The organism is Gelidibacter maritimus, from assembly GCF_014062315.1.
Taxonomy (GTDB): Bacteria; Bacteroidota; Bacteroidia; order Flavobacteriales; family Flavobacteriaceae; genus Gelidibacter; species Gelidibacter maritimus.
Window position 1 is genome coordinate 332,345 of sequence record NZ_JACGLT010000001.1, and the last position, 25,644, is coordinate 357,988.

At 38.2% G+C, this 25,644-nt stretch carries 21 protein-coding genes; 16 read left to right on the forward strand and 5 right to left on the reverse strand.

Annotated elements, in window-relative coordinates; genetic code table 11:
* Positions 1-78 precede the first annotated feature (78 nt).
* On the forward strand, positions 79-3,045 hold the full coding sequence (locus tag H3Z82_RS01460) for a glycoside hydrolase family 3 N-terminal domain-containing protein (RefSeq protein WP_235982218.1): 2,967 nt from the start codon (positions 79-81) through the stop codon (positions 3,043-3,045).
* 353 nt (positions 3,046-3,398) lie between these two features.
* Here the strand turns inward: H3Z82_RS01460 and H3Z82_RS01465 are convergent, their stop codons facing one another.
* On the reverse strand, positions 3,399-4,262 hold the full coding sequence (locus H3Z82_RS01465) for a cupin-like domain-containing protein (RefSeq protein WP_182202101.1): 864 nt from the start codon (positions 4,260-4,262) through the stop codon (positions 3,399-3,401).
* Positions 4,263-4,732: 470 nt separating this feature from the next.
* On the opposite strand from H3Z82_RS01465, the gene glk reads away from it, so the two are divergent.
* The gene (gene glk / locus H3Z82_RS01470; protein WP_182202102.1) at positions 4,733-5,809 is read left to right on the forward strand and encodes a glucokinase; all 1,077 of its coding nucleotides are present in this window, start codon (positions 4,733-4,735) and stop codon (positions 5,807-5,809) included.
* Between the two features lie 166 nt (positions 5,810-5,975).
* The gene (locus H3Z82_RS19755) at positions 5,976-6,782 is read left to right on the forward strand and encodes an aspartate dehydrogenase domain-containing protein (RefSeq protein ID WP_182202103.1); all 807 of its coding nucleotides are present in this window, start codon (positions 5,976-5,978) and stop codon (positions 6,780-6,782) included.
* A gap of 117 nt (positions 6,783-6,899) precedes the next feature.
* Here H3Z82_RS19755 and H3Z82_RS01480 read toward each other — a convergent pair whose 3' ends face one another.
* The gene (locus H3Z82_RS01480) at positions 6,900-8,057 is read right to left on the reverse strand and encodes a baeRF7 domain-containing protein (protein WP_182202104.1); all 1,158 of its coding nucleotides are present in this window, start codon (positions 8,055-8,057) and stop codon (positions 6,900-6,902) included.
* 478 nt (positions 8,058-8,535) lie between these two features.
* On the opposite strand from H3Z82_RS01480, the gene H3Z82_RS01485 reads away from it, so the two are divergent.
* The 10 genes from H3Z82_RS01485 to H3Z82_RS01530 all read left to right on the forward strand — a co-directional run bounded on the left by H3Z82_RS01485 (position 8,536) and on the right by H3Z82_RS01530 (position 15,920).
* Entirely contained in the window at positions 8,536-8,922 is a 387-nt protein-coding gene (locus H3Z82_RS01485) for a hypothetical protein (RefSeq protein WP_182202105.1), read from the forward strand.
* 263 nt (positions 8,923-9,185) lie between these two features.
* Positions 9,186-10,595 carry a F0F1 ATP synthase subunit beta gene (gene atpD / locus H3Z82_RS01490; RefSeq protein WP_182202106.1) on the forward strand — a complete coding sequence of 470 codons (1,410 nt, stop codon included), beginning with the start codon at positions 9,186-9,188 and terminating at the stop codon, positions 10,593-10,595.
* Positions 10,596-10,614: 19 nt separating this feature from the next.
* Complete coding sequence (locus H3Z82_RS01495; RefSeq protein ID WP_220459108.1) at positions 10,615-11,001, forward strand: F0F1 ATP synthase subunit epsilon; 387 nt, start codon at positions 10,615-10,617, stop codon at positions 10,999-11,001.
* A gap of 2 nt (positions 11,002-11,003) precedes the next feature.
* On the forward strand, positions 11,004-11,327 hold the full coding sequence (locus H3Z82_RS01500; RefSeq protein WP_317172402.1) for an AtpZ/AtpI family protein: 324 nt from the start codon (positions 11,004-11,006) through the stop codon (positions 11,325-11,327).
* Complete coding sequence (locus tag H3Z82_RS01505) at positions 11,314-11,628, forward strand: ATP synthase subunit I (protein WP_182202108.1); 315 nt, start codon at positions 11,314-11,316, stop codon at positions 11,626-11,628. The genes H3Z82_RS01500 and H3Z82_RS01505 overlap by 14 nt, the downstream gene beginning before the upstream one ends.
* Positions 11,625-12,311, forward strand: coding sequence for a F0F1 ATP synthase subunit A (locus H3Z82_RS01510; RefSeq protein WP_182202109.1), 687 nt, complete (start codon positions 11,625-11,627; stop codon positions 12,309-12,311). The genes H3Z82_RS01505 and H3Z82_RS01510 overlap by 4 nt, the downstream gene beginning before the upstream one ends.
* 165 nt (positions 12,312-12,476) lie before the next feature.
* Positions 12,477-12,743 carry a F0F1 ATP synthase subunit C gene (locus tag H3Z82_RS01515; protein ID WP_182202110.1) on the forward strand — a complete coding sequence of 89 codons (267 nt, stop codon included), beginning with the start codon at positions 12,477-12,479 and terminating at the stop codon, positions 12,741-12,743.
* A gap of 7 nt (positions 12,744-12,750) precedes the next feature.
* Positions 12,751-13,521 carry a F0F1 ATP synthase subunit delta gene (locus H3Z82_RS01520; protein ID WP_182202111.1) on the forward strand — a complete coding sequence of 257 codons (771 nt, stop codon included), beginning with the start codon at positions 12,751-12,753 and terminating at the stop codon, positions 13,519-13,521.
* Positions 13,508-15,046: an alternate F1F0 ATPase, F1 subunit alpha gene (locus H3Z82_RS01525; RefSeq protein ID WP_182202112.1), complete on the forward strand. Its 1,539-nt coding sequence runs from the start codon at positions 13,508-13,510 to the stop codon at positions 15,044-15,046. The genes H3Z82_RS01520 and H3Z82_RS01525 overlap by 14 nt, the downstream gene beginning before the upstream one ends.
* Positions 15,039-15,920, forward strand: coding sequence for a F0F1 ATP synthase subunit gamma (locus H3Z82_RS01530; protein ID WP_182202113.1), 882 nt, complete (start codon positions 15,039-15,041; stop codon positions 15,918-15,920). Before H3Z82_RS01525 ends, H3Z82_RS01530 begins: the two co-directional genes overlap by 8 nt.
* Positions 15,921-16,116: 196 nt before the next feature.
* Here the strand turns inward: H3Z82_RS01530 and H3Z82_RS01535 are convergent, their stop codons facing one another.
* A complete protein-coding gene (locus H3Z82_RS01535; protein ID WP_182202114.1) occupies positions 16,117-16,977 on the reverse strand; it encodes a universal stress protein in 861 nt (286 codons plus the stop codon).
* A 597-nt stretch (positions 16,978-17,574) separates the two neighbouring features.
* Here H3Z82_RS01535 and H3Z82_RS01540 point away from each other — a divergent pair.
* From H3Z82_RS01540 to H3Z82_RS01550, 3 genes are all read left to right on the forward strand, one after another.
* Positions 17,575-18,648, forward strand: a complete 1,074-nt coding sequence (locus tag H3Z82_RS01540; protein ID WP_220459109.1) for a saccharopine dehydrogenase family protein — start codon at positions 17,575-17,577, stop codon at positions 18,646-18,648.
* 52 nt (positions 18,649-18,700) lie between these two features.
* Positions 18,701-19,465, forward strand: coding sequence for an exodeoxyribonuclease III (locus H3Z82_RS01545; RefSeq protein ID WP_182202115.1), 765 nt, complete (start codon positions 18,701-18,703; stop codon positions 19,463-19,465).
* A gap of 277 nt (positions 19,466-19,742) precedes the next feature.
* A complete protein-coding gene (locus H3Z82_RS01550) occupies positions 19,743-20,903 on the forward strand; it encodes an RtcB family protein (RefSeq protein ID WP_182202116.1) in 1,161 nt (386 codons plus the stop codon).
* Between the two features lie 252 nt (positions 20,904-21,155).
* On the opposite strand, the gene H3Z82_RS01555 is transcribed toward H3Z82_RS01550, so the two are convergent.
* Both H3Z82_RS01555 and H3Z82_RS01560 read right to left on the reverse strand, forming a co-directional pair.
* Entirely contained in the window at positions 21,156-22,226 is a 1,071-nt protein-coding gene (locus H3Z82_RS01555; protein ID WP_182202117.1) for a response regulator, read from the reverse strand.
* Positions 22,223-25,489: a PAS domain S-box protein gene (locus tag H3Z82_RS01560; protein WP_182202118.1), complete on the reverse strand. Its 3,267-nt coding sequence runs from the start codon at positions 25,487-25,489 to the stop codon at positions 22,223-22,225. The genes H3Z82_RS01555 and H3Z82_RS01560 overlap by 4 nt, the downstream gene beginning before the upstream one ends.
* Positions 25,490-25,644 lie beyond the last annotated feature (155 nt).

Here is a 25,644-nt window from a genome sequence, read left to right on the forward strand (position 1 = left end):
TATTTCAGATTGACAGGATATTAGGTTTAACCATTTAACTTTGATATTCTAACCAATAAATTAAAAAATTCACCCAAAATGACAAAAAGAACAGCGTCCATAGTCCTTATGTTGGGACTTCTATTTTCTGTAAAAACACTCATGGCCCAACAAAATTCTATTGAAAAACCACCATTTTTGAAATATGAAAACAGCGCCTGGGTAGATTCCATAATGAAAAAGCTTTCTCCCGATGAGCGCATTGCTCAACTCATCATGGTGGCCGCCTATTCCAATCGGACCGAAGAGCATAAACAGGAAATTTTAAAGCTGATAAATGAACAGAAGATTGGCGGACTTATTTTCTTTCAGGGCGATCCGGAGTCTCAGGTCAAGCTCATGAATGATTATCAAGAAGCTTCCAAAGTTCCGTTATTGGGTGCCATTGATGCCGAATGGGGTTTGGGAATGCGATTGGATAACACAATAAATTATCCGTTTCAGATGGCTTTGGGTGCCATAGCGGACAATACGCTTTTATATGACATGGGCGTTGAGGTTGCACGGCAGATAAAACGCACCGGCCTGCATGTCAATTTTGCTCCTGTGGTGGATGTGAATAACAATCCAAATAATCCTGTCATCAATTTCCGATCTTTTGGTGAAGATAAGTTCAATGTGACTGATAAATCTGTGGCTTATATGAAAGGCATGCAGGATAATAATGTCATGACTACGGCCAAACATTTTCCAGGCCACGGCGATACGGATACCGACTCGCATTTTGACTTGCCTCAAATCAACCATTCCTTAGAGCGATTGGATACCCTTGAATTATTTCCATTTAGAAAATTAATTGATGCAGGGATTGGCGGTATAATGGTTGCACACTTGAATATTCCGGCACTCGATTCCACCGGCATTCCATCCACACTATCCAAACCTATTATTACCGATTTGCTAAAGAATAAGATGGGTTTTGAAGGTTTGATAGTGACTGATGCCATGAATATGAAAGCCATCACCAAAACCTATTCGCCAGGAATTGTGGATAAGGACGCTATATTAGCTGGAAATGATCTTTTGGAGTTTACCGAAAATGTACCAAGAGCCATTTCAGAAATTAAAAAAGCCATTCAACAAGGATTGATTAGCCAAGAAGAAATTGACCGTCGGGTCAGAAGGGTATTGGCCATAAAACAATGGGTGGGCCTGGATAATTATATACCAATGGCCACAGAACAAATTTTAACCGACCTAAATACGCCAGAAGCCAATCTGCTCAACCGAAAATTAGTTGCGGCATCTCTTACGGTGCTCAATAACAAAAATAATATGCTTCCTTTTCATGAATTGGATCGGGTGAAGTTTGCATCTATTTCCATTGGTTCTGACAATGAAACGCCTTTTCAGAAAAGTCTAAAACTATACACTAAGGTGAATGATTTTCAATTACCGTTAAAGGCCACCCAAGCACAAGTTTTAGAATTGAAGAAAAATCTCGAAGATTTTGATTATATCATTACTGGCATTCATGACACAAGCAGGTTTCCACGGAATCGTTTAGAACTGTCAACTTCGGTGGAAGAATTTGTCAATGAATTGTCCGAAAAGAAAAATACGGTTATCACTTTTTTTAAAAATCCTTATGTTCTAAATAAACTAGAACATATTGAAAAAGCTCCCGGGTTAATTGTCGCCTACCAAGATAGTAAAAACACACAAGAGCTTACAGCACAGCTTATTTTTGGTGGCATTGGCGCCAGCGGAAAATTACCTGTGAGCATTGGTGGAAAATTTCAAGCCGGTGATGGCTTACAAATTAAAGGTGGTCTACGCTTAAGTTACACGCTTCCCGAAGCCGCTGGCATGGACTCTAAAGTATTAGTTAATGGCATTGATTCTTTAATGCATCAGGCCATGCAAATGAAAGCCATTCCTGGCGGCCAGGTTTTGGTGGCTAAAGATCAGAAGGTGGTGTTTTATAAGGCTTACGGACTTCAAAGCTATAACGACACTATAAAAGTGAAAAAGGACGATTTGTACGATTTGGCGTCGGTAACCAAAATTTCCTCTGCCATGGCGGCCTTAATGAAATTATATGATGAAGGAAAGTTTGATTTGGACGGTACCTTAGCCGATTATCTGCCAAAATTCAAGAACAGTAATAAAGCAGACATTTCTTTTCGAGATATTTTAACCCATCAAGCGCGTTTCCGGGCATGGATTCCATTTTATAAAGAGATGTACAGAAAAAACGGTAGTTATAAATGGTGGACCGTGAAAAAAGATTCTTCTGCGCGATATCCAACAAAAATTTCGGATAATATGTTTCTGCATCGTAACTACTCAGATAAAATCGCTAAAAAAATAAGAAAGTCGCCTTTGTTGGAGAAGAAAGCTTATGTCTATTCCGACTTCTTTTTCATTTTAGCACCTCGCGTTGTAGAAAGTATGGTCGACCTGGATTTTGATACTTATTTGCAAAACAATTTTTATCAACCTTTGGGTGGGAATACAATTACTTACAAACCATTGAATAAGTTTCCATTAGAAGAAATTGTACCGACCGAAAATGATTATTATTTCCGTCATCTCCCAATCCATGGAACTGTTCATGACGAAACAGCAATCATGCTTGGCGGGGTTTCGGGCCACGCCGGATTATTTGCTAATGCCAATGATCTTGCCAAATTGATGCAGATGTATCTCAATATGGGAGAATATGGAGGTAAAAGATATATTGAAGAGGAAACTCTAAGAAATTTTTCGAAAACCCAATTTCCAGATTCAGACAATAAGCGTGCCTTAGGTTTTGATAAACGACGTCCTAATAAGAATAGCATTGTAAACAACACAGCGCCTGATGCTAGCGAGTTAAGCTTTGGTCACACCGGTTTTACCGGGACAATGGTTTGGATGGATCCAGAGGCCGATTTATTGTACATTTTCCTTTCCAATAGGGTGTCGCCCACCCGTGATAATCATCGTTTATACCAGCTAAACACCCGAACGCAGATCCAGCAGGTTCTTTATGATGCTATAAAAACAGCTTCGGAAAAATGATAGCGATAAGTTTCCGAAAACTTGGAATGGAAACGATCAAAAAGAATTTATTTGATATATTCTGCTTTGGAGAGAAAGAATGGAGTTGACTAATACCAATTTTATTCCCACTAGTGGGTTTTAATACCCAGAGGCCTGCCTCGGTCGAAAAAACAATTCCTTTTTCATACCTCCTGGTCCTATCCCGTGGTTTATGATTTTGTAATGTCGCACAGAAAGCTATGCTGCTTCTTTATTCCATGACACTGTGATTCATTTGCATGGCCTTAACTATGGAGGTTATGAACAAGTAAATAGAACAAACAATAATCAAGCTTGAATGCGTCAATACATTGTTAACTTGGTATTGAACCTTAGTTTAACAAAGCTTCTTTGACATCAAATGTTTTTCCTAAAACCACTTTGTATCCTTTAACAATCCAAGCGAGTTTTGGATGTTTTTGTTTTGCAGACAAATAAATTTCATCCATAAAAGTATTCCAATTAAATGAGTTGACATGATCAATAGCATAGGTGAGATTAAAGTTATGAATATAGGTTGTATGCCACCATCCAGAGGGTATAAAAAGAGTTTCTTTTGGTTTTAAAGTGGTTTTAAGAGGTTCAGCATTTTTAAATAATGGGAATTTATCATAATCAGGATCCATAATATTCACTGGGCTTTGGTTGCGGAGTATTTTATCTGGATAAAAGTAAGGGGTTTGGTCGGGTGAGTATAGGATAAAATCTTTCTCTCCAATTATTTGCGTCAATTGGGTATGTACCCCAAGATAATCGATATGTAAAGTGGGAAAGGAACAACCTTTTCCGCCAAAAAATAATTGTCGTTGATTCGTACGTTTTGCGAAAGTATTCAGTAACAAAGGACTAAATAACCTATTGGATTTGCCATAAACGATTAACGGAATCTCGTCTACGAATTCTGGGAAATCTTGATTGAGATCAAAGATATTTGGATAGGGCGCCTTATTTTCAGGTGTTGAGGCCATACATAAATCAATTATTTCTGATAAAGTATAGGTTTTACCGTCTATAGTTCTCTTTAAATGGCCATAATTGGCTTTAAAGAATTTTGGTGTAAATTTTTCTGAAGATGCCCAAGTTGCTTTGTCAGTTACCACTACTGGGACTGATTTTTTTACATATTTATTATAAAATTCTTTATCTGAAAGGCCACTGCATCTTTCTATTTTGGATACTTTCTTTTGAAACGCCATTTACCTTTGTTTTTTATGATACTGTCAAAATATTTAAACTTTTATTTAGGGCAACTCTTTTTATTCCTATGCTTAAAAAGCACATACACGAATAGAATGTAGCATTATTCAATGCTCAGTCTTAAAATTTTATAAAGATTAAAAATTGCTATTATAATTCCCTCGGCTCGCTTTATGGGGATGAAATCAGAACAGTGTACATTCTAACAGTAGAGTGATCATCAGTGTCCGAAATAGGAGAAACCTATATGTTTTAATATAGGGGTTCAAAAAATACATCATAAATATAATTAATAATTCTTAATTATTTTAGAAAATTATCAATAACTTTTATAGAATTATTAAGTTAACTATATGGTAATGAGTTTGTTCAGGATTTCATAAGTCTTAAAACCCAAGTAATTACAGGGTAAATTTGTGAATTCTAATAATAAGAGTATTTTACAGTCTCAATTCAAATTTCATCTCTTATGGAAAAATTTAAATCAATTTCCTTACCCGATATTACGGATGCCAAACTTTCTATGGCCTATCCTTCCAAAAAGAAAAACCTACCAAGCTCAGGAATTGTTTTAGCAGCTGATGTCGGTGGATCGAAAACGGATCTTGCACTTTTCAAAATTGAAAAAGGAAAATTGATTTCTATCAAAAAGCAACGCTATGCAACCAAGGATCATGCATCTTTTGTTGAGTCTATTTTAAAATTTCGAGGTGATGAAACCTTCATTATCGATTGCGCCTGTTTGGGTGTTGCTGGGGTAGTGGATGGCGACAAGGTGAGAGGTGTCAACTTTGCTTGGGAGATTGATGCAAAAAAATTAGAATCCGAATTGAATATTAAACGCATCATGCTCATAAACGATCTTCATGCCAATGCTTACGGACTTGCGGGACTTGAAGAAACTGATTTTGAAATTGTTACTGAAGGTAAGATAAACAAAGGCAATGCTTCAATTATCTCACCCGGCACAGGGCTTGGTGAAGCAGGAATGTATTGGGACGGTGTATATTACCATCCTTATGCCAGTGAAGGTGGGCATTGTAGTTTTAGTCCCAGAGATCTTGTTGATATCGAGCTGTGGAAGTTTTTAAATGCTAAATTTGGTCATGTCAGTTGGGAAAGGGTTGTTTCGGGACAAGGGATTTATAATATTTATCAATTTTTGAGAAAATATGAAGGTGAAAAGGAACCGGAATGGCTTACCAAACAATTTCTGGAAGGAGACCCCGCTGTGGTGATTTCTACTGCTGCTAAAGAAAAAAGCGACCCTATTTGCGTCAAAACACTGCAATTATTCATTAAATATCTTAGTATCGAATCGGCACAACTCGCTCTAAAGAACAAATCTACGGGTGGCATTTATATCGGTGGTGGAATCGTGCCTAAAATCCTCAGCCTTGTCGATAAAAAAGCGTTTTATAAAACGTTTATTGAGGTCGGTCGTATGGAGACTTTATTAAAAACCATTCCGGTAAAAATAGTGTTGAATGATAAAACACCATTGATGGGCGCTGCTTATTATGCGGCAATGGGGATTGAAAATTGAGATGTAAAATTAAGACCATAAGCGTCGCTTTTTTATTACTGTTTATCATGGCTTAATTATGATTGTCCTTTATGCGGAGTATTAATTCTGGACGTAAGTCCTGGAGTTATTTTAGTTTTTAAGTTCTTAATATTTTAGGTATAACTAGTAAAGAATACATATTAAAGTGAAAACATATAAATTAGCCATCATCGGCAGTGGATCATTAGGTAGCATTATAGGAAAGGTCGTTGCCAAGGATTTAAATAAGGACTTTGAAATTTTAGGTGTCCTTAGTGGCAACTTGGAAAATGCAATAAAATTATCCGATGAAATAGGTGGGAAGGCTTATAAAACCTTAGATGAAATAATTGAAGATCAACCAGATTATATCATTGAAGCTGCCTCTCCGGATGTATTCAAAGAAATTGGCGTTAAAATCTTAGCAAATGGCATAAATCTTATTCCGTTATCCGTGGGTGCTCTTGCTGACAAAGTGTTTTATAAACAGGTAGAAAGGACGGTTTTAGAAAATAAGAGTTGCGTGCATGTGCCATCAGGCGCAGTTGGTGGTTTTGATGTTTTAAGAGCAGCAATGGCCATGGACGATGCAGAAGTAAATATTACTACCGAAAAATCTCCAGAATCATTAAATGGCGCACCATTTTTGGAAGGTAGAATGCTTTCTGAAGAAAATATTGAAGATATTTTCAGTGGTTCTGCAATGAAAGCCATTGCGCATTTTCCTAAAAATGTAAATGTGGCGGTGGCCACTGCGTTGGCAACAACGGGAGTTGAAAACACCAAAGTTTCTATAAAAAGTATTCCTGGGTATAAAAGCAATAAGCATAAAATTAAACTGATGGGAGAGACCGTAAACATTCAAGTTATTATTGAGACAACTCCGTCTGAGGATAATCCAAAATCGAGCTCTTTGGCTGCCTATAGTGTGATTGCTTTGCTTAAAAACTTAGCAGCTCCTATTAAATTTTAATATCCCATATCGCCATAAAAACAGGGCTATTATAAAAAACAGCCCTGTAATTCAATAAATTTAGATGTAGCGTCAACAATCGGAAAATTTGATTCCTATAAATGACGATTTTCAGTACTAATACCTATACAAGGCATTTACCCTCGAGTTTGGATTAGGCATCTCATCCTTTTCCAACAAATAAACCTTACCACCTTTTAAGAAGGTTTTTATGGCTGCCATATTCATTAATGAAATGTTATTGTCTTTATCTTCACCTTCCGTAACCGATACAACATCATTTTCTTCTTTGTAGGTTCCAAAAATATCTTCTTTGTTTTCACAAAATAGCGCTTCAACTTGCCCATTAATGGCGGCTGGTAATATTTTTCCAATACCTATTGATGTGGTGCCCTTACCTTGTTCACTCAAGAACTTTTCAATATGATCCTTTCGTTCTTGGTCAAATACTGGAGCCATTCTTTCCCAAGCCATTTCATGGATATCAAAGATGTCTGAACTACTGAAATCGACAATTAGATTTTCTTCCATCAGATTTGTGTAGGTGTTAACCTCCTTATAGATATCAAAAAGTGGGCTTTGTGCTGCAACTAACAACGGCATGGTCTCTTCTCGGAAGATAGTCGCAAGACCATCATTAATGGCTCGAAAGTACTTTTTTATTTCATTCTTCCTTTGACCAGTTGCGGCTTCCTGACCGTGATACATCGGTTGTCCAGACCCTGTAGCTCCTGACCTAAATTGCAGGTTTTTTTCTTCGTAATCAAAACCTACACGGTCTTGTTTGGTTTCTGGTATCAGATCTTCAATCTCAATTTCAGTAAAACTGTGTCTTTCACATTCGTATAATTTAACATTATCCCGATCTAACGTTAGTAAATAAAAATTACCATCGCCTACAAACATGGGCATTAATGGTTTTAAATAGAATGTATTTGAGATATGGCTATATTCTTTAAAATGAACCGGCAGCGTATAATTTCTGAAAAATCCATCGGCCGAAAAAATTGCCAGACCATCAGATTGTTCGCGCCAGAATGAGCTATTATCAATCAGTTCTTGTATGGGTTGTGATAATTTATTGATCTCATCTGCATTTAGACCTTTTTTCGACAGCTTGTCCTTGGCCTCTTTTAGTTGGTTTTTTAAGAATAAGGTGTCTTCTTCCTGTAAGACTTTTTTACCTGCTCTATGAGTCGGTATAAAAATTGAAACACAATGATCTTGGTTGACATTGTGTAGTTCCTCTATTTCTTCTTTAGTTATTAACGGCATATTCTTTTGGTTTTAAAATTTAACAATTATCAGAAGCTGATCTACTTCTTATCATGTATTCTCTAAGATACCTTAAAAATGACCTACCTCAAATGATCTGGGTCAGTTTAATGATAATAACAACCAGCAATATTCTTTAAAAATTAATCATTCTGCTTCATTTATACAAATAATACCTGTTTAATTTTCAATAAGGTCTTAGGTTAAATTAGGGTTTATCTAGGGTGATCTTTCAAGCTTAAATTAAATAGAGATTCGTTAATTGGAAATTATAAACTACAGATGAAATGATACGGGAGAAAAAGATCCATTTTGAAAATGGAGTTGACCTGGATCATTTCAAACCTTAGTTATATCAGATATATTGGGAGAACGAAGTAGATATTAATATTACAATTAGCTAAATGAAGCATTGATCTATCAAAAGAATCAGTGCTGAAATTGAAGCTATAAAACGTAATTTTAAATAAAAATCAAAGTGGAAAAACCAGTTTTATATAATTCCAACAGGGAGTTTGAGCAGCAGCAATGGAAGGGTGAAATTGCGTATTGGAAAGAAGAGTTAGAAATGTTTACCATAAAATTGAGTGAGTTCATCACCCGTTGGGGAGAAAAAGAAATACTTGATCAAATTGACGATTATCGAAGACAATTTGTTTTTCATGGTGAGGTTATTGAAGATTTACTTGAAGATCTTGAACAGCAAGAAGTTTTTCTAATGGCTCAAAGTGATGCAGATATACTCAAAAATGAAACGGCATTAGTCAAAAACCATGTCAACTTAAGAAAGCGAATGGAAAACCAAAGAGAAATTTACGCCCAACTAAAAAAACAAGTGTTTAGGTTCTTAGAAGAGTATTTGTAGAATGCTTTAATATTCACAAAGTCTCCTAATATTTTATACAATCGTCAATTCGGTTATCGTATCAACATTAACTTGTGATTTAGTGGCAGTTTAAGTTTAGTAATTGAATTGGAATGTGATATGATAAAAATCATTTCTTTTAGATTTAAAGAAGCCTATCTTTACCTAATATCAGAAAATATAAACGTCTCTTTTATAACCGATTGTGAAGGTGATCAATAAAGGTGAAACCTTATTCCCAGCGGTCTAATAAATTAACTCTAATGCACAACGTTAGTACATCTCAAAGTAAAAATATTGGGCAAGTCATTGCCGTTCGCGGTAGCGTAGTGGATATAAAATTTGAGAAAAACCTGCCTTCCATTAATATGGTTGTAAAAACCGGAAAGGAATTGGAGATGATTCTTGAAGTGCACATGCAACTTGACAATCAACATATCCGATGCATTGCACTGACCCCTACCCAAGGCTTGGAAAGAGGCATGACAGCTATTTCCACCTATGCACCTTTGAAAGTACCTGTTGGCCCAGAAACATTGGGCCACATGTTTGATGTTTTTGGAAATACACTTGATCATTTCGATTTACCGCCTCATATGGAACGGCGCAGCATCCATAATCAACCGCCACCCTTGACAGAGCGTTCTACTACTTCGCAAGTTTTTGAAACGGGTATTAAGGCCATTGATGTTTTGTTACCCATGGAGCGTGGAGGAAAAGCAGGCTTATTTGGTGGTGCCGGTGTTGGAAAAACAGTACTATTGACTGAACTCATACACAATATGGTTAAAAACCATCAGGGCGTTAGTATGTTTTGCGGGATCGGTGAACGAAGCCGAGAAGGGCTTGAGCTGTATCAGGAGATGAAAGAGGCTGGCGTTTTAGAGGATATGATCATGATTTTCGGCCAAATGAACGAATTGCCAGGAGCCCGCTTTAGAGTGGGCCATGCGGCTTTGACCATGGCGGAATATTTTAGGGATGACCAACATAAAGATGTACTATTATTGATTGATAATGTATTCCGATTTATTCAAGCAGGGATGGAGGTGTCGGGATTATTAGGGCAAATGCCCAGCAGACTTGGTTATCAGCCTACTATGAGTACCGAACTTTCGCAGTTGGAAGAACGGATTGCAAATTCAAAAACTGGGGCTATTACGTCCATCCAGGCGGTCTATGTCCCCGCAGATGATTTGACAGATCCAGCAGCTGTGCATACATTTTCACATTTATCGGCAAACATAACCTTGTCCCGTAAAAGAGCGAGTGAGGGAATGTACCCCGCCATTGATTTATTGCAGTCAGGTTCTAAAATGGCAACACCTCATATCATTGGGGAACGGCATTATAACATAGCACAAAAAATAAGACAGACCTTGGCAGAGTATGAAGAGCTTAAAGATATTATAGCCATGTTGGGTTTGGAGCAACTTTCGTTAAACGATCAAAAAACGGTCAACCGTTCCCGTAGGCTTGAGCGTTTTCTGACACAACCATTTTTTACTACAGAACAATTCACCCAATACAAAGGGAAGAATGTGAGTTTGAAAGATGCCTTGGACGGTTGTGAAAGAATTCTGAATGACGAATTTAATGATTATCCTGAAAGTGATTTTTATATGATTGGGACTATCGATGAGGTAAAAAAGAAAACAGCAGTTAACGTATAGACCGATGAAAACGACTTTAATGCAACTTAAAATTTTACTTCCCTCTGGCGTTTTTGCTGATATAAAAAACGTGAGACGCATTGTGGTGGAAACAACGGATGGATCTTATGGTATTTTACCGCGCAGGCTGGACTGCACAGCGGCCTTGGTAACGGGGATTTTAGTGTATGAAATAGAAGGTGAAGATGAAAAGTATATTGCGGTAAATGACGGCATATTAATTAAAGCAGGATCGCAGGTGTCGATATCTGTGCGCCATGCCATTGGCAATGCGCCTTTAGGCAAATTAAGAGCTAGGGTTGAAAAAGAGATGATTGAATTGGATGAACTGGAAGTAAACGCTCGCAACGTGATGGCGAAGTTGGAAACTGGTTTTTTACGTAACTTCCAAAATTTGAGAAAATAATTGTGAAAGAAGAACAACCAAATAAAAACAGTTCTTTTGAGAAAGTGGTCGGCGACAAGGAAGAACGGAAATTGCAGGCGCAACGCGAAACAAAAAGCGTATGGTCCGGATTGGGTTTATTTGGAATGATCGGTTGGTCCATTGCAGTTCCTACGATAATGGGCGCCGCGCTGGGGATTTGGCTCGATAAAAACTTCAAGGAAGATTTCTCCTGGACCCTCAGCCTTTTGGTAGCAGGATTGATGTTAGGATGTTTGATTGCGTGGAATTGGATTCAAAAAGAAAACAGGCAAATTCATAAAAAAAACAAAGATGGAACTAAATGATATCTTAAACCTACTTCCTGCGGTCTTGGCAGGGATTTTATTGGGTGCAATATTTTTTGGAGGGCTTTGGCTCACCGTGAACAAAGGTTTGGGTTCAAAAAAGCCAACCCTGATATTTTTTGCTAGTTTGATACTAAGAATGGCCATTATCTTAGTTGGATTTTATTTTGTGGGAGGCGATAGTTGGCAGAAAATGTTGGCCTGTCTTGTTGGGTTTTTAATAGCGAGAATTGTGGTTACAAACGTCACGAAAAAAATTAAACAAACAGATCCGGTGTTCATAAAAAAAAGTAAACGATGAGAATTAGTCCTGATCAATTGGTGTTTTGGGAGTATGGATTTATTAGTTTAAACCTTACTATAGTTACCACCTGGGTATTGATGTTTCTGCTCGCGCTTGGTGCATGGCTGGTTACCCGAAATTTAAAATCAGAAATTAAAACCTCAAGATGGCAGAATGTCTTGGAGATGCTGGTTATTATGATCCGAGATCAAATAAAAGAAGTAGGACTGAAAAAACCTGATAAATACATTGGTTTTATCGGCACCTTGTTTCTTTTTATTGCTGTCTCCAATTTGTTGACCATCGTGCCTTGGTATGAGGCACCAACCGGTTCTCTCTCTACTACAGCAGCATTGGCAATTTCGGTTTTTATTGCGGTTCCCGTTTTTGGAATTGCCGACGGTGGACTCAAGGGATATCTACGGTCTTATTTACAACCAAATTTTATAATGCTTCCTTTTAATATTATAAGCGAGATTTCACGAACACTGGCACTGGCGGTCAGACTATTTGGAAACATCATGAGCGGCGGCTTGATTGCTACGGTTTTGATTTCTATAGTGCCGTTTTTCTTTCCGATGATCATGAGTGCATTAGGTTTGTTGACGGGAATGATACAGGCTTATATTTTTGCAATATTGGCAACAGTATATATAGCGGCAGCTACACAGGATGAAGAGGAGATAGAGGGTAGTGGATAGACGGTGGAATAACGGATAAGAAAATGGAGGCGAGTTTGACAGTTTTCGGTTATGAAATTGTCAATAAAAAGCCAACGTTACCTAAGCATTCCCAAACAACGGACAACGGACAACGGACAACGGAAAACGGAAAACAGACAACTGAAAAATTTAAAATATAATAACATGGATAACGTAACAATCATCGCAGTGGCATCAATAATCACCGCTGGAATTACAACAGGAATTGGCAGTATGATGCCTGCATTAGGAGAAGGAAGAGCAGTTTCAAAAGCATTGGAATCTATTGCGCAACAGCCCGATGCTGCACCAACAATTACCAGAACCTTATTTGTGGGTCTGGCAATGATTGAATCGACAGCTATTTATTGTTTTGTGCTTTCGATGATTCTCATTTTTGCAAATCCGTTTTGGAATCATTTTATAGCATAATTAGCTTATGGAAATCAACTGGTTTACAGTCATAGCGCAAATAGTCAATTTTCTAATCTTGGTTTGGCTGTTAAAACGGTTTTTATATAAGCCGGTATTAGAGGCTATTGATGCAAGAGAAAAGAAGATTGCCTTACAATTAAAGGAAGCCGCAACAAAAAAAGCAGAGGCCAAAAAAGATCAAGATCTGTTCCGTCAAAAGAATGAGTATTTTGATAAAGAACGTGTCGCAATAATGAATGCTGTGCACGAACAGGTTGATGCTGAAAAGCAACGTCTTTTCGAAGAAGTGAGACAGGAATCTACGGTACTGCGTTCTAAATTTGAGGAATCTTTAAAACAACAAGAACAGGATATAACCAATCGGTTCAAAATAAAAACTAAGGATGCCGTTTTTCAAATCGCAAAAAAAACGCTTTCAGATCTCGCGGATGTCAGTCTTGAGCAACAAGTGGTTACTGTATTTATTCACAAAATAAGGAATTTAGATGGGGCAGCTAAAACAAAATTTATTGAAGCACTCAAGAATAGCGATGGTCTCATTACTATTTCAAGTGTATTTGATCTAACGGATAATTCGAAACAGCAACTCGAAAAAGCGCTGGAAAAAATCACCGAAAAACAAAATGATTTTCAATACGAATTGGAACCGGAATTGGTGAGTGGCATTAAGATAGAGACGGCAACTTATCAATTATCATGGACAATTGATTCCTATCTCGAAGCCTTAAAAAAAGAAAGTATCATCACAAAGGACAAGGAAAATGCGATCAACTGATTTAGACCAAATATTAGAGGATACCTTTCTGGAGATAAGCGACAGTAAGCAAAATTATGATCCTGCAATTCAATTTAGTGAAAAGGGTATTGTAAAGAATGTTTCTGCAGGCATTGCTACTGTAACGGGATTGCCGGGAACAGGCTTTGAAGAATTATTGGAGTTTCCTAATAATTTATACGGCATGGCTTTTAATCTTGATGAAGATGAAATAGGCGTGGTGCTTTTGGGCAGGAACGATCAACTCCAAGCTGGTGATCCTGTTTTAAGAACCCATCGGGTTGCGGATGTGCCTGTGGGTGAGGATCTTATTGGGAGGGTTATTGATTCGCTCGGAAATCCGATGGACGATAAAGGACCCATTTCATCCCAATACCGATACCCAATTGAACGACCTGCACCGCCAATTATGAGTCGCGAGGCGGTAAATGAGCCTTTGCAAACCGGAATTAAGGTTATTGATGCCATCATTCCCATTGGGCGGGGCCAACGCGAATTGATCCTTGGCGATCGGCAAACAGGAAAAACCTCTATTGCCGTTGATACCATTCTCAACCAACACGATAAAAATGTACTGTGTGTGTACTGCGCCATCGGACAACGTACCGCAGCGGTGGCCACAGTAATTTCTGAACTGCAAGAGAAAGGCGCCATGGCGTATACCGTGGTTGTATTTTCGGAAGGCAACAGTTCACCTGGGCTTCAATATTTAACGCCCTATGCAGCCACAAGCATTGCTGAGTACTTTATGGAACAAGGGCGCGATGTTTTAATCGTTTATGACGATCTTACGAAGCATGCGCGGGCATACCGTGAACTTTCACTTTTATTGCGTCGACCGCCAGGAAGGGAAGCTTTTCCCGGCGATATCTTTTACATCCATTCCCGACTTCTGGAACGGTCAACCCATCTCAATGAAGCCAATGGTGGTGGTTCTTTAACGGCATTGCCCATTATTGAAACACAAGCGCAGGATATCTCGGCATATATCCCCACAAACATCATTTCAATTACCGATGGACAGATTTATTTATCGCCAAAATTATTCGAATTGGGTTTGCTTCCGGCCGTAGATATCGGAAAATCAGTGTCTCGGGTTGGCGGTAAGGCACAGTTAAGAGCCTATCGGAAAATTGCTGGGAATTTGAAACTTGCCTACGCCCAATCTGAGGAATTGGAAACCTTCTCACGTTTTGGAACCCGTTTGGATGCCGATACCCAAAAAATGATTGAGCGAGGAAAGCGAATTCGGATGATTTTTAAACAACCTGAAATGGAACCCGTTTCAGTGCCAGAGCAACTCTTGGTTTTGATGGCCCTTATTCATGGGGTTTTTGATGATGTTCCACTTGATAAAATTACAATGGCAGAAAATCTGATCAAAAGGAAATCGGCCCAACTACCTGATGAGGTATTGAGACGCATTTTTGCCTCAGAACCATTGGAGGAGGCAGAGGAAGCTGCTATCGTCGCACTGGCAAAGGATGCCATTGCAAGTATCCCTGAACGCGAGGCTCATGAGTGATACATTAATCAACTTACAAAGACGACAAAAAAGTGCGGGCGACATGGGATCGGTGGTTAGAACGATGAAAGCTATGGCCACTTCCAATATCACCCAATATGAAATGTCAGTAGACTCTTTACAGGCTTATTATCGCACCATATCCCTTGGAATCCACGCCTGTTTTAAAAAGGAAAGGATTTCGTTGATTGCGGATCATCACGACAATAAAAATGCCAAATCTGTGGCCATTATCTTTGGATCAGACCAGGGACTGGTTGGACGCTTCAACGATACCATAAGTTCCTATGCGCAAGATCTCATAAAAGAGCTTCCTGGACAAACGGAAGTCTGGGTCGTTGGCGAAAGAGTGTACGCCTTGCTTTTGGATGGAAAATTCTCCCCTACAAAACGTTTTGCGGTTCCAAATTCGGTCACCGCAATCACGCCTTTGGTCAACCAAATTTTAATTAAAAGTGAAGCCTATCGACAGAAAGATCAGTTTTACAGCTTTTATATTTTTCACAATACGCCAACGGAAGGCGCCAATTACCGACCAGAAAGTCAACAATTATTTCCGCCTGATAAAAAGTGGGAGGCGGAGATAGCCAATATGGAATGGCCATCGCAAAATGTACCGCAAGTAATTGGAGACATTGAAAACACCTTGCGTACGCTAATCAGAGAATACCTCTTTGTTTCGTTGTATAAAGCCAGTGCAGAATCTTTGGCCGCCGAGAACGCCAGTAGATTGGAGGCCATGGAACGTGCCGAAAAAAATATTGATGAGATGTTGGAAGATTTAAAACGCGGTTACAACCGTCTGAGACAAAGTACTATTGATGAAGAGCTTTTTGATGTTATTGCAGGGTTTGAGGCACTGAAGGAAAAGTGATCTGAGACCAGCTATTTTTGATTTTTGCTTAAACACTAACGATAACAAAAAATGCCGCCCATACGGGTCGGGCGGGTTGTTCATATTTTCCATCCGCCGCGACAGATACAAAATAATCGCAGCGTCATAAAACGAAAAGACAACCTCGTTTTCTGTATGATATCATAAAATTAAATTGGCATAAGCGGTAATTGGGTTAAAGATGAAATTTGCCATAATTTTTGGCGTTAAAACTCATTATAGGAATTTTTCCGTAGGATTTCATTTTTTTCAAGAGATTTCGGTAAAACAGATCCGCTGCTAGGCTTGTGTTTTCACGCTCAAGCATTCCAATGATGTCGGCATTGGTTTTTTTATAGTATGTTTTTAATTCATTGAAAATATCATCCGAATATAAAATCTCCAATGCTACATTGTCATATTTTACATGTTTATCAATTTTCTCTTTCCTTTCTGTTTGCTCTACGTCAAATACCGTTTTTTCCGAAGGACAAATATGCACAACTTTGATTTTCGCTTCAAGAGGCTTGGCAATTGTTGCCAATTTACAAAGGGCGTCAAGATCTTCTTGTTGAAAATCTGAAGCGTACACAATAGTTTTTATTGGAGTGTAAGTGCTGTCTTCTGGAATGGTCAATACAGGATAAGGTGCTTTTTCAACCAACCCTCTTGCCGTACTGCCCATAATCAAACGTCGTAATGTACTTGTACTATTCATTCCGGTGATAATCAATAGGGACTGAAGTTCCTCGGCCTTAGAAATAATACCATCAACCGCCGACTTATCCATAATGGCTTCAACCGATATGTTGTTCGTTTCTAAATTACCGCCGAGATGCTCCTTGCAAAAGGCCTCAAGTTTCTCATTGTGTTTCTCATATGTATCTTGTTCACGATTTGGGAACGGAATTCTGGCTCTGGTTTGCATAGCTGATGGACTTTCAAACACGTGAATCACCCATAATTTTGCGTTTAGGCCTACACTCATCTGATGGGCATATTTTAATGCAGCAATAGAGCTTTCTGAATAATCAGTGGCGTATAAAATAGACTTCATTTTACCTACAGTTTTAATTATAAGTCAAATTTATGAAATGAACCATCAAAATAAAATGACATAAATCATCTTGTTTAAATTAATGATACTGAGCCTTAAACGTTTCGGTAGCTTTTTATAATATGGAGACGACAGTAAAAATAAATTTCCTTTTGAACATTACAAGGTTTTTTGTGTCAATGAATCAGCTACACATCACCACAAACATCTGGCTCTTAATTTAATGTGTATATGCGGATTTTTAAAAAGTCTGGCGATGGATATAATGCATGTAGTTTTCTCTAAATTGAAAGTCTAAAGTTTTTCTATTGTCGTTTTTTACTAGTAAATTCCATGTTTCTTATCATTTATGATGGATGTAATAAGTGAAAAGTTAATAACCGAGTTAAAGTTAGGAATGCCGTAATATTTTCAAAATAAAATATTTACGAGGCGATTGGGCAATTTTCAATTTAGAAAATAGATGCTTGCCATAGAGTTTCAATCAATTCTCTACTTTATATGCGAAACGGTCTTGATGCTTTATCAAACAACAATGATGTCTAAATAAGAATACTATATACAACAGACTCTTGGTCTCAACATAAAAACAGATATATGATAGATAAAATAGGTGTTCTCGGATTAGGGAAGGTGGGTAGTCTTGTGGCTACTCTATTAAGTTCGAAATATGAAGTGGAAGGTATGGATCGGAATCAACCAGATGAAACATTTCCTTTTAAAATTGTAAAAGGCGATGTTTCCAAAGACGAAACGATTCGCGAGTTTCTTAAAAACAAACAAGCGGTAGTGTCTTGTCTGCCTTATTTTCTCAATATAGATATTGCCCGGACAGCTGCCGATATGGGTGTGCATTACTTTGATTTAACTGAGGATGTGCCCACCTTGAATGCCATTATAGAATTATCAAAAGAAAGTAAAGCTGTAATGGCACCACAATGTGGTTTGGCACCTGGATTTATCGGGATTTTGGGCGCCGGACTGTATTCTCAATTCTCTGAATTTCGGTCGGTTAAGTTGAGGGTTGGCGCATTGCCCCTGCATCCTATGGGACAATTGGGCTACAGTTTTACCTGGAGTGCTGAAGGAGTGATCAATGAATACCTTAATGACGCTGAAGTCATTCATAATAGTCAGCGTAAAATGGTGAGCTCCCTTGATGACGTGGAGTCAATCAATATTAACGGACGTCAGTACGAAGCTTTTTCTACTTCTGGCGGATTGGGAACCATGTGCGAAACCTTAGAGGGTACCGTGGATACGCTAAATTATAAAACCATGAGGTACCCAGGACATCGGGACGCCATGAAATTATTACTTTATGATCTGCAATTGAAAAACGATCGGAAACTGGCAAAAGATATTCTAAACAATGCCTTGCCTTTGGTTGATGAAGATATCGTCCTGGTTTATGCCGCCGTGGAGGGAAAGATAGATGGTGATTTGAGAAGAAAAGAATTCAGCGAGTCCTATCGTAAAATATCGCTGGATGGTAAAGATTGGCGCGCCATAAGTTGGACAACAGCTTGCAGCATCTCGGCGGTGGTGGATCTTGTTTCTGAAGGCAAATTAAAAAACAAAGGGTTTATAAAACAAGAAGAGATTCCATTAGAAATGTTTCTAAAATCACATTTCGGTGCCATGTATGAAACTTATAAAGACCCAAAATAATATAATATTTAAGCTCTAAACAGGCTTTTGATCATTAAAAAAAATATAACTGATGAAATTAATTTCATGGAATATTAATGGCATAAGAGCCATAACAAAAAAAGACTTCTTTGAGGATTTCTCAAAAATGGATCCAGATGTACTCTGTCTTCAAGAAACAAAGGCGCAAGATGGCGAAGTGGAAAAAGCTTTATTACAGTTGAGCACATACCACCAGTATTACAATTCTGCCGAGAGAAAGGGCTATTCGGGTGTTGCATTACTTTCAAAGAAAAAACCGCTGACCGTTACTTATGATATGGGCGTTGAAGCGCATGACCAAGAAGGAAGAATAATTTGTGCGGAGTTTGATGCCTTCTATTTGGTCAATGTCTACGTTCCGAATTCTGGCCAAGGATTGGTCAGGTTGGATTACAGGCAGCAATGGGATACCGATTTTCGGAATTATCTATCGAATTTGAAAGCTAGCAAACCTGTTATTCTTTGTGGCGATTTAAACGTAGCGCATCAGGCCATCGACCTCAAAAACGATAAAGCCAATTATAATAAATCCGCTGGATACACACAGGTTGAGATAGACGGAATGGATTTACTTCTTGATACTGGGTTTACCGATTCGTGGCGACATTTTCATCCGGATACCGAGGCGTATACGTATTGGAGTTACCGATTTAAAGCGCGTGAGCGTAATACAGGATGGCGACTTGATTATTTTCTGGTCAGTAATTCCTTAATGGACAAGGTAAAGAACGTCGAAATATTATCCGAATACCATGGTTCAGACCACTGCCCAATTCAGATTGAACTTGATGTTTAAATAGGATAATATATTAATTTCTGAAGAACATAATATTTGCATATTTCTGCAGCTATGTCCAGGAATGTATCTATTATCTTTTGAAAGTTCAGCCCCATATGATGCTATAATGGTCAAAGCATCAATTAGTTGGTCGGTTTATTGATTCTCGCACATATCGCCTAGAATATTTAATACATCTTATAACCGACTGATCTTGGTCATTGCAAAACTTGAAATAAATGGTTAAGTTAAAGTATCATTTAAATATACGAATCCTCTAAAAATCAAAAAAGATATGAAAGCAGTCATCACTACGGAGAAGATACCAGTAAAATTATGGTTGGAAGAAGAGCAGATAGAAGAAGGTGCCTTAGATCAGGCGCGCGACCTTGCCAATCTCCCTTTTGCTTATAGTCATATTGCCATTATGCCCGATACCCATTTAGGATACGGGATGCCTATTGGTGCTATTTTGGCCACCAAGGGAGCCGTGGTTCCAAATGCCGTTGGCGTAGATATTGGATGTGGAATGTGTTCTCTACGAACCAACCTGACCGACATAGAGAGCTCTGATTTAAAAGAAATCATGACCATTATAAGAAAGACCGTTCCCGTAGGCTTTAACCGCCATGAAGACCGTCAGGATGAATCTTGGATGCCCGAGAAAAAGGGCAATTTGCCTATTGTGGAGCAGGAATATAAAAATGCGCTTTATCAGATTGGTACCTTAGGTGGAGGCAACCATTTTATTGAAATACAAAAAGGGTCAGATGGTTATATTTGGATCATGATCCATTCGGGGTCTAGAAATATTGGTTTTACCGTGGCCAACCACTATAACACTATCGCTAAAGAGAAAAACGAAACCTCGAAGCATCAAGTTCCGAAAGACTTAGCGTCAATTCCTGAAGATTCTGAGTATTTTGACTTGTATTGGGATGAAATGAACTATTGTATTGACTTTGCCTTGGCCAATCGCAAATTGATGATGGAGCGGACAAAATTGGCGTTTAAGGAAATTATTCCAGAGGTGGAATTTTCACATTTCATCAATAAACCCCATAATTTCGCGGCTTTGGAGGAACATTTTGGAGAGGAGGTCATTGTGCATCGTAAAGGCGCCACCCGTGCCAGGAAAGACGAGTGGGGGATGATTCCTGGATCACAAGGGACGCATTCATTTCTCGTAAAGGGGAAGGGGAACGCAGAATCTTTTGAATCGTGCTCTCACGGTGCAGGACGCGTGATGAGTAGAGCAGCGGCCCGTAGAAACCTAGATTTAAAAGAAGAACGAAAATTTCTTACAGATCAAGGTATTTTACATGCCATCCGCCACAAAGGCGATTTGGACGAAGCGCCAAGTTCTTATAAAGACATTAATGAGGTCATGGCAAACCAAGAGGCTTTGGTGGACGTACAAATTAAATTGCAGCCATTGGCAGTCATTAAGGGGTAAAAAATATCGTTCAAGCTCCTAAACTTAATGCTGTCAATTGTTTTGAATAGTAGCAGGACGATGCAAAATCCGTAAAGTATATTAAAGTTGCAATGAGCTAAAATGATATATAAAAAGCCAAATTGAACGACCTTTCTTGTATGCTTAAGGCGACCTCTGAAACCAGTCAAAATGTAGCGTGCTGTTAATCATTTGATTAGAGGTTGGGCTCAGGTTATGAAGCTCTCTCGGAAAACATTTTCAACAACACGCTCATCCGAACATTACAATATGTTCTAAGGTTTTTTTGTCTTCTATAATTATTTCTCTCCTTACACCAAACCTTATCAGCCCTTCTTCACTAAATTGGGTGAGCATGCGTATTGCCGTTTCAGTTGCCGTGCCTATGAGACCTGCAAAATCTTCTCTTGCTATACTGATGCCCTCAACGTCATTATTGATTAAAATGCGTTGTTCATGAATGTCCAATAGTGCTTTTGCCGTACGCTGCCTAACTGTGGCATAGGCAACATTGACCATGAGCTCTTGAACATCAACCAGATTATTGGAAAGTAAACTCATGAATTTATTGGCTACAACAGTGTTTTCTTTTATGAGTGAGGTAAAGTCCAATTTCGGAATTTCAAAAAGTACGGCATCTTCAAGTACAGCAGCCGATTCAATATAGGTGCCATGGTCAGAGAGTAGCGATAATTGCCCAACAAAGTGACCCGGCCCACAGAGACCAGTCACAAACTCCTTCCCTTTTTCAGTGGTTTTAAAGGTCTTGACAACACCACTTTCTACGAAGTATAGTGTGTTTGCTGAATCACCTTCCATAAAAATCAAATCTTTATTAGTGTAGGTGATGGGTTTATAATCTTTAGATAAATGTTCTAAATCCAAATAAGTGGAAGCCGCTTCAATAAATTGGGAAACTCCAGCAATAGATCTTGAAAACTTTCTTTTTAGGAAATCGTGTCTTTTTAATCGGCTTTGAATGGCCTCCAATAATTCCTTTTCAGTAAAGGGTTTGGTCAAATAATCATCTGCCCCCAAATTCATACCTTTACGCATGTCAATTTTTTCAGTTTTGGCAGTCAAGAAAATAAATGGAATGCTGGAGGTCTGGGCATTTTTATTTAATTCTTCCAGTACGTCATAACCATCCAATTCCGGCATCATAATATCACATACAATCACATCTGGCATAAGTTGTTTTGCATGTTCAATACCCACTTTTCCGTTTTCGGCAGAGGCAACCTCATAGCCTTCGAGTTCTAAAATATCGGCGGTATTTTCCCGGACATCTTGATTGTCTTCTATAAGTAATATTTTTATCATTTTTTTATCTGTATTGGGAACACAACCGTAAAGGTGGTGCCTTTATTTAGTTCGCTTTTAAATGTTATGTGGCCACCCATTAGTTCTGTATAGTGTTTCGCAATATTTAATCCCAGGCCGGTACCTTCAATATTAACTGCATTTTTCGCCCTGAAAAAACGCCCAAATAAATATTTATGTTCGTTCTGCGGAATGCCGATGCCTTGATCGGAAATTGCTATCACAACAGTGTTGTTGTTATCTGATATTTTAAAATCGATGGTGGAAGCTTCAGGTGAATATTTTGACGCATTCGATAAGAGATTGTTAAGAATGTGATTTAATAGTTTCACATCAAGATTTACAAACAATTTGGCATTGACACTACCAATAGAAATGGTCTGGTTTTTTTTTAAATTGATATTGGTTTCTTGAACCATTTTTTTACAATAGGCAATTAAATCAAACCGTTTCATTATGGGCATAACTTTACCTTCATCCATTTTGCTCAAGGAGAGAAAATCGTTCAGGATTACCGTCAGATTGTTGACATTTCTTTCTATCCGAGCTAAATACTTTGCTCTTTTTTCGGCCATACCCTCTTCGTTTTGCTTTCCTATTAAAATAGCTGAAGTGAGAATAGCGCTCAATGGGGTTCTAAATTCGTGGGAGGCCAGCGACACAAAACGCGATTTCAGATCATTTAATTCCTGCTCTGATTTTAAGGCATTTTGAATGCTAAACTCAATTTCCTTTTGCTTGGAAATATCGTTGTAAACATGTAAAGCACTATTAATTCTATTGTTTTTATCAATTAAAGGTGCAGTGTTTACCGCAAAGTACCTGTCATTATAATTGACCTCAAACGTAAGGTGTTCTCCAGAAAGTGTTTTCTGAATACTTTCTTTGATGCGTTCTTTTCGTTGGTTGGAAAAAGCTGAAATATCATCAATGAACATGCCCTCTTGATAAAATTGCTTCAATCCTAATTGGTCTAAGGCGTCACCTTTAGCAAATAGGATTTCTGATTGGTCGTTCATAACGGCAACAAAACCATTCGGGAAATTTTCAGCTATTTTTGACGCTATATTTTTACTTTTAACAGCCTCATTCTCGGCCCGGTTGGTGATGCGAATTTGATCTTCAAGACTGACATTGGATTCTGATAACTTTTGCACGGTTTCCATGACTTCCTGAGTACGCTCTTGAACTTTTTGTTCCAGGTCTTTGGCGTATTTCTCAAGCTGAAGTCTGTTTTCTTCAATGGTATTAGTGTTCTTACGGCTTTCAATAGCAATACTTGCAAGATGGGTCATATCTAAAAGTATCTTTTTCTCTTCCTCTAATGGCGTTTTACTGCTGTTGTTATATATGGAAATCGTGCCTAATACTTCTTCGGTGGAGGAGAGTATAGGAAATGACCAACACGATTTTAATCCATTTTTAGACGCAATTTCTTTAAAACCCTCCCAAAGCGCATTGGTTTGGATATCCGAAACTATGGTTTCTTTTTTTGAAAATGCAGTGGTCCCACAAGAACAAGCATTTGGGCCAATTTTAAGGCCGTTAAGCGAAGCTGATAAAGCTTGTGGTAAATTAGGTGCAGCCAGTTCATATAGCGTTTCTGCCTCTGGCTCCAACAAAAAGATAGAAGCTATACTGTCTTTAAAATGGGTTTCAAGAACTTTAACAATTTCGTTGCCAATGGTTTTTATGGGGTTGTCCTGAACAATTAATTCCAATATTTTTCTGACCTTATCTTTAAGGTAAGCCTCATTTATTTTATTGGTGACGTCATTTTGTACGCTGATAAAGTGCGTGAGTTTGTTGTCGTCATTATGCACTGGAGTTATGGTAATGTCATTCCAAAACATGCTGCCATCCTTCCTATAATTGCGTATATGAGTCTTGCAGGCTTTCCCGTTGAAAATTGCATTTTCAATGCGTTCAATCTCTTTTATATCCCGAGCATCACTCCTTAAAAACAGAAGGTTATTTTCTAAAATGTCCTCACGAGAAAATCCCGTCATTTTCTCAAATGCCGTATTGCAATAAATAATGGGGTGGTGTGGTTGCTGCGCATCGGCAATCAGGATGCTATTTCCGGCAGAAGCCAGAGCATTATTTTGTATGGTCAGTAAGGCATCTTGATGTAGTTTTTCTGTGACGTCCCTAACAATGGTGAGAAGTCTGTCATTGCTCATGGGTACGACGCGGGCCTCAAAATGTTCAACCCCATTATCTTGAGTGCTGATTTCTGTAACCTGCATTTTCCCAGATGCGATGGCCTTTTTATGGGAAGATTTAATTTTTTGATACACATCTAAAGGCAGAACTTCTTTCATATTCAAACCGATAAAGTTTTCTGGCTGAATGGAAAGTTTTTCGGGACTGTTGGCATACCAATCAAGGTACACCCCCTGATGGTCTTGAATAAACATGACATCTGGATTGGCCTTCAATAAGGCCTTTGTTTTTGATTCGCTCCGGCGCAATTCCAGTTCAGTTTCTTTTTGCAAGGTGATATCGGTTATAATACCTTCCAATATGAAGCCCTTATTGTGATCGTCATAGATACCAGTGCCTTTTTCCCAAACATATTTTATGCGGCCATCTTTATGATGAATGCGATATTCTACACTATAGGACGTTTTCTGCTTTATAGCAGATTGAATGTCCTCCCAGACTGCATCACGTTCGGCTTCCAGAATGAGCTTTCCATAACTGACTTTATGATTTAAAAAATCGGCAATAGAATAGCCGGTAATTTCCAAACAACCTTCGCTGACATAATCCATTTCATAAGCTTTAGTGTTTATGCAGCGAAACACCATTCCTTTTAAATTATTTATTAAAGCATCGAATTTTCGGTTGCTTTCAATGAGCTCGGCATTCGTTCTTTTAATGATGTTCAGGTCGTTTTTTTCTTGTTCGGCAGCTTGAAAGAAAATAATAGTAAGGTTTTTGCCATCAATGTTTGTAGGCTTGAGGACTAAGTTTATGAGAAATTTACGACCATCTTTTTTGAGTCCAATAATACCGTTCTCTTCTTTGGTAGCTGAGTTTGGTTGTTCATTATCATTTTTATAGTGAAGATTCAGTTTCTTAGGAATTAGAATCTCAATATTTTTGTCATCCAATTCTCCAGAACGGAATCCAAAAAGTGTTTCGCCTGCAGGATTTGCGGTGACAATAGCGCCCAATTCAGTAACAGCCATAATTCCTTCAGCAGAAAATTCAAAAATATGCTGTAGCAGATCGTTGTTAAGGCCCTTGTTTTTCATTTATAAAAAATAGATAAGCATCATAATGAGTTTTATTCAGTACAATCGACATCAATAACTCCCACTATTTACATTTTTTATTTTAACCATATTGTTCAACACCCTTGTCGATTCATATAGTCAGTAAATATTTATTAATATATGGCTAAAGATAA

What these genes read in the sequence shown, in the direction of transcription:
- H3Z82_RS01555 (WP_182202117.1), bottom strand. Translation starts at nt 22,226, where the DNA reads ATGATAAAAATATTACTTATAGAAGACAATCAAGATGTCCGGGAAAAT.
- H3Z82_RS01515 (WP_182202110.1), top strand. Translation starts at nt 12,477, where the DNA reads ATGGATAACGTAACAATCATCGCAGTGGCATCAATAATCACCGCTGGA.
- H3Z82_RS01540 (WP_220459109.1), top strand. Translation starts at nt 17,575, where the DNA reads ATGATAGATAAAATAGGTGTTCTCGGATTAGGGAAGGTGGGTAGTCTT.
- H3Z82_RS01530 (WP_182202113.1), top strand. Translation starts at nt 15,039, where the DNA reads ATGAGTGATACATTAATCAACTTACAAAGACGACAAAAAAGTGCGGGC.
- H3Z82_RS01535 (WP_182202114.1), bottom strand. Translation starts at nt 16,977, where the DNA reads ATGAAGTCTATTTTATACGCCACTGATTATTCAGAAAGCTCTATTGCT.
- H3Z82_RS01550 (WP_182202116.1), top strand. Translation starts at nt 19,743, where the DNA reads ATGAAAGCAGTCATCACTACGGAGAAGATACCAGTAAAATTATGGTTG.
- H3Z82_RS01560 (WP_182202118.1), bottom strand. Translation starts at nt 25,489, where the DNA reads ATGAAAAACAAGGGCCTTAACAACGATCTGCTACAGCATATTTTTGAA.
- glk (WP_182202102.1), top strand. Translation starts at nt 4,733, where the DNA reads ATGGAAAAATTTAAATCAATTTCCTTACCCGATATTACGGATGCCAAA.
- H3Z82_RS01460 (WP_235982218.1), top strand. Translation starts at nt 79, where the DNA reads ATGACAAAAAGAACAGCGTCCATAGTCCTTATGTTGGGACTTCTATTT.
- H3Z82_RS01465 (WP_182202101.1), bottom strand. Translation starts at nt 4,262, where the DNA reads ATGGCGTTTCAAAAGAAAGTATCCAAAATAGAAAGATGCAGTGGCCTT.
- H3Z82_RS01545 (WP_182202115.1), top strand. Translation starts at nt 18,701, where the DNA reads ATGAAATTAATTTCATGGAATATTAATGGCATAAGAGCCATAACAAAA.
- H3Z82_RS01480 (WP_182202104.1), bottom strand. Translation starts at nt 8,057, where the DNA reads ATGCCGTTAATAACTAAAGAAGAAATAGAGGAACTACACAATGTCAAC.
- H3Z82_RS01505 (WP_182202108.1), top strand. Translation starts at nt 11,314, where the DNA reads ATGGAACTAAATGATATCTTAAACCTACTTCCTGCGGTCTTGGCAGGG.
- H3Z82_RS01520 (WP_182202111.1), top strand. Translation starts at nt 12,751, where the DNA reads ATGGAAATCAACTGGTTTACAGTCATAGCGCAAATAGTCAATTTTCTA.
- H3Z82_RS01495 (WP_220459108.1), top strand. Translation starts at nt 10,615, where the DNA reads ATGCAACTTAAAATTTTACTTCCCTCTGGCGTTTTTGCTGATATAAAA.
- atpD (WP_182202106.1), top strand. Translation starts at nt 9,186, where the DNA reads ATGCACAACGTTAGTACATCTCAAAGTAAAAATATTGGGCAAGTCATT.
- H3Z82_RS01510 (WP_182202109.1), top strand. Translation starts at nt 11,625, where the DNA reads ATGAGAATTAGTCCTGATCAATTGGTGTTTTGGGAGTATGGATTTATT.
- H3Z82_RS01525 (WP_182202112.1), top strand. Translation starts at nt 13,508, where the DNA reads ATGCGATCAACTGATTTAGACCAAATATTAGAGGATACCTTTCTGGAG.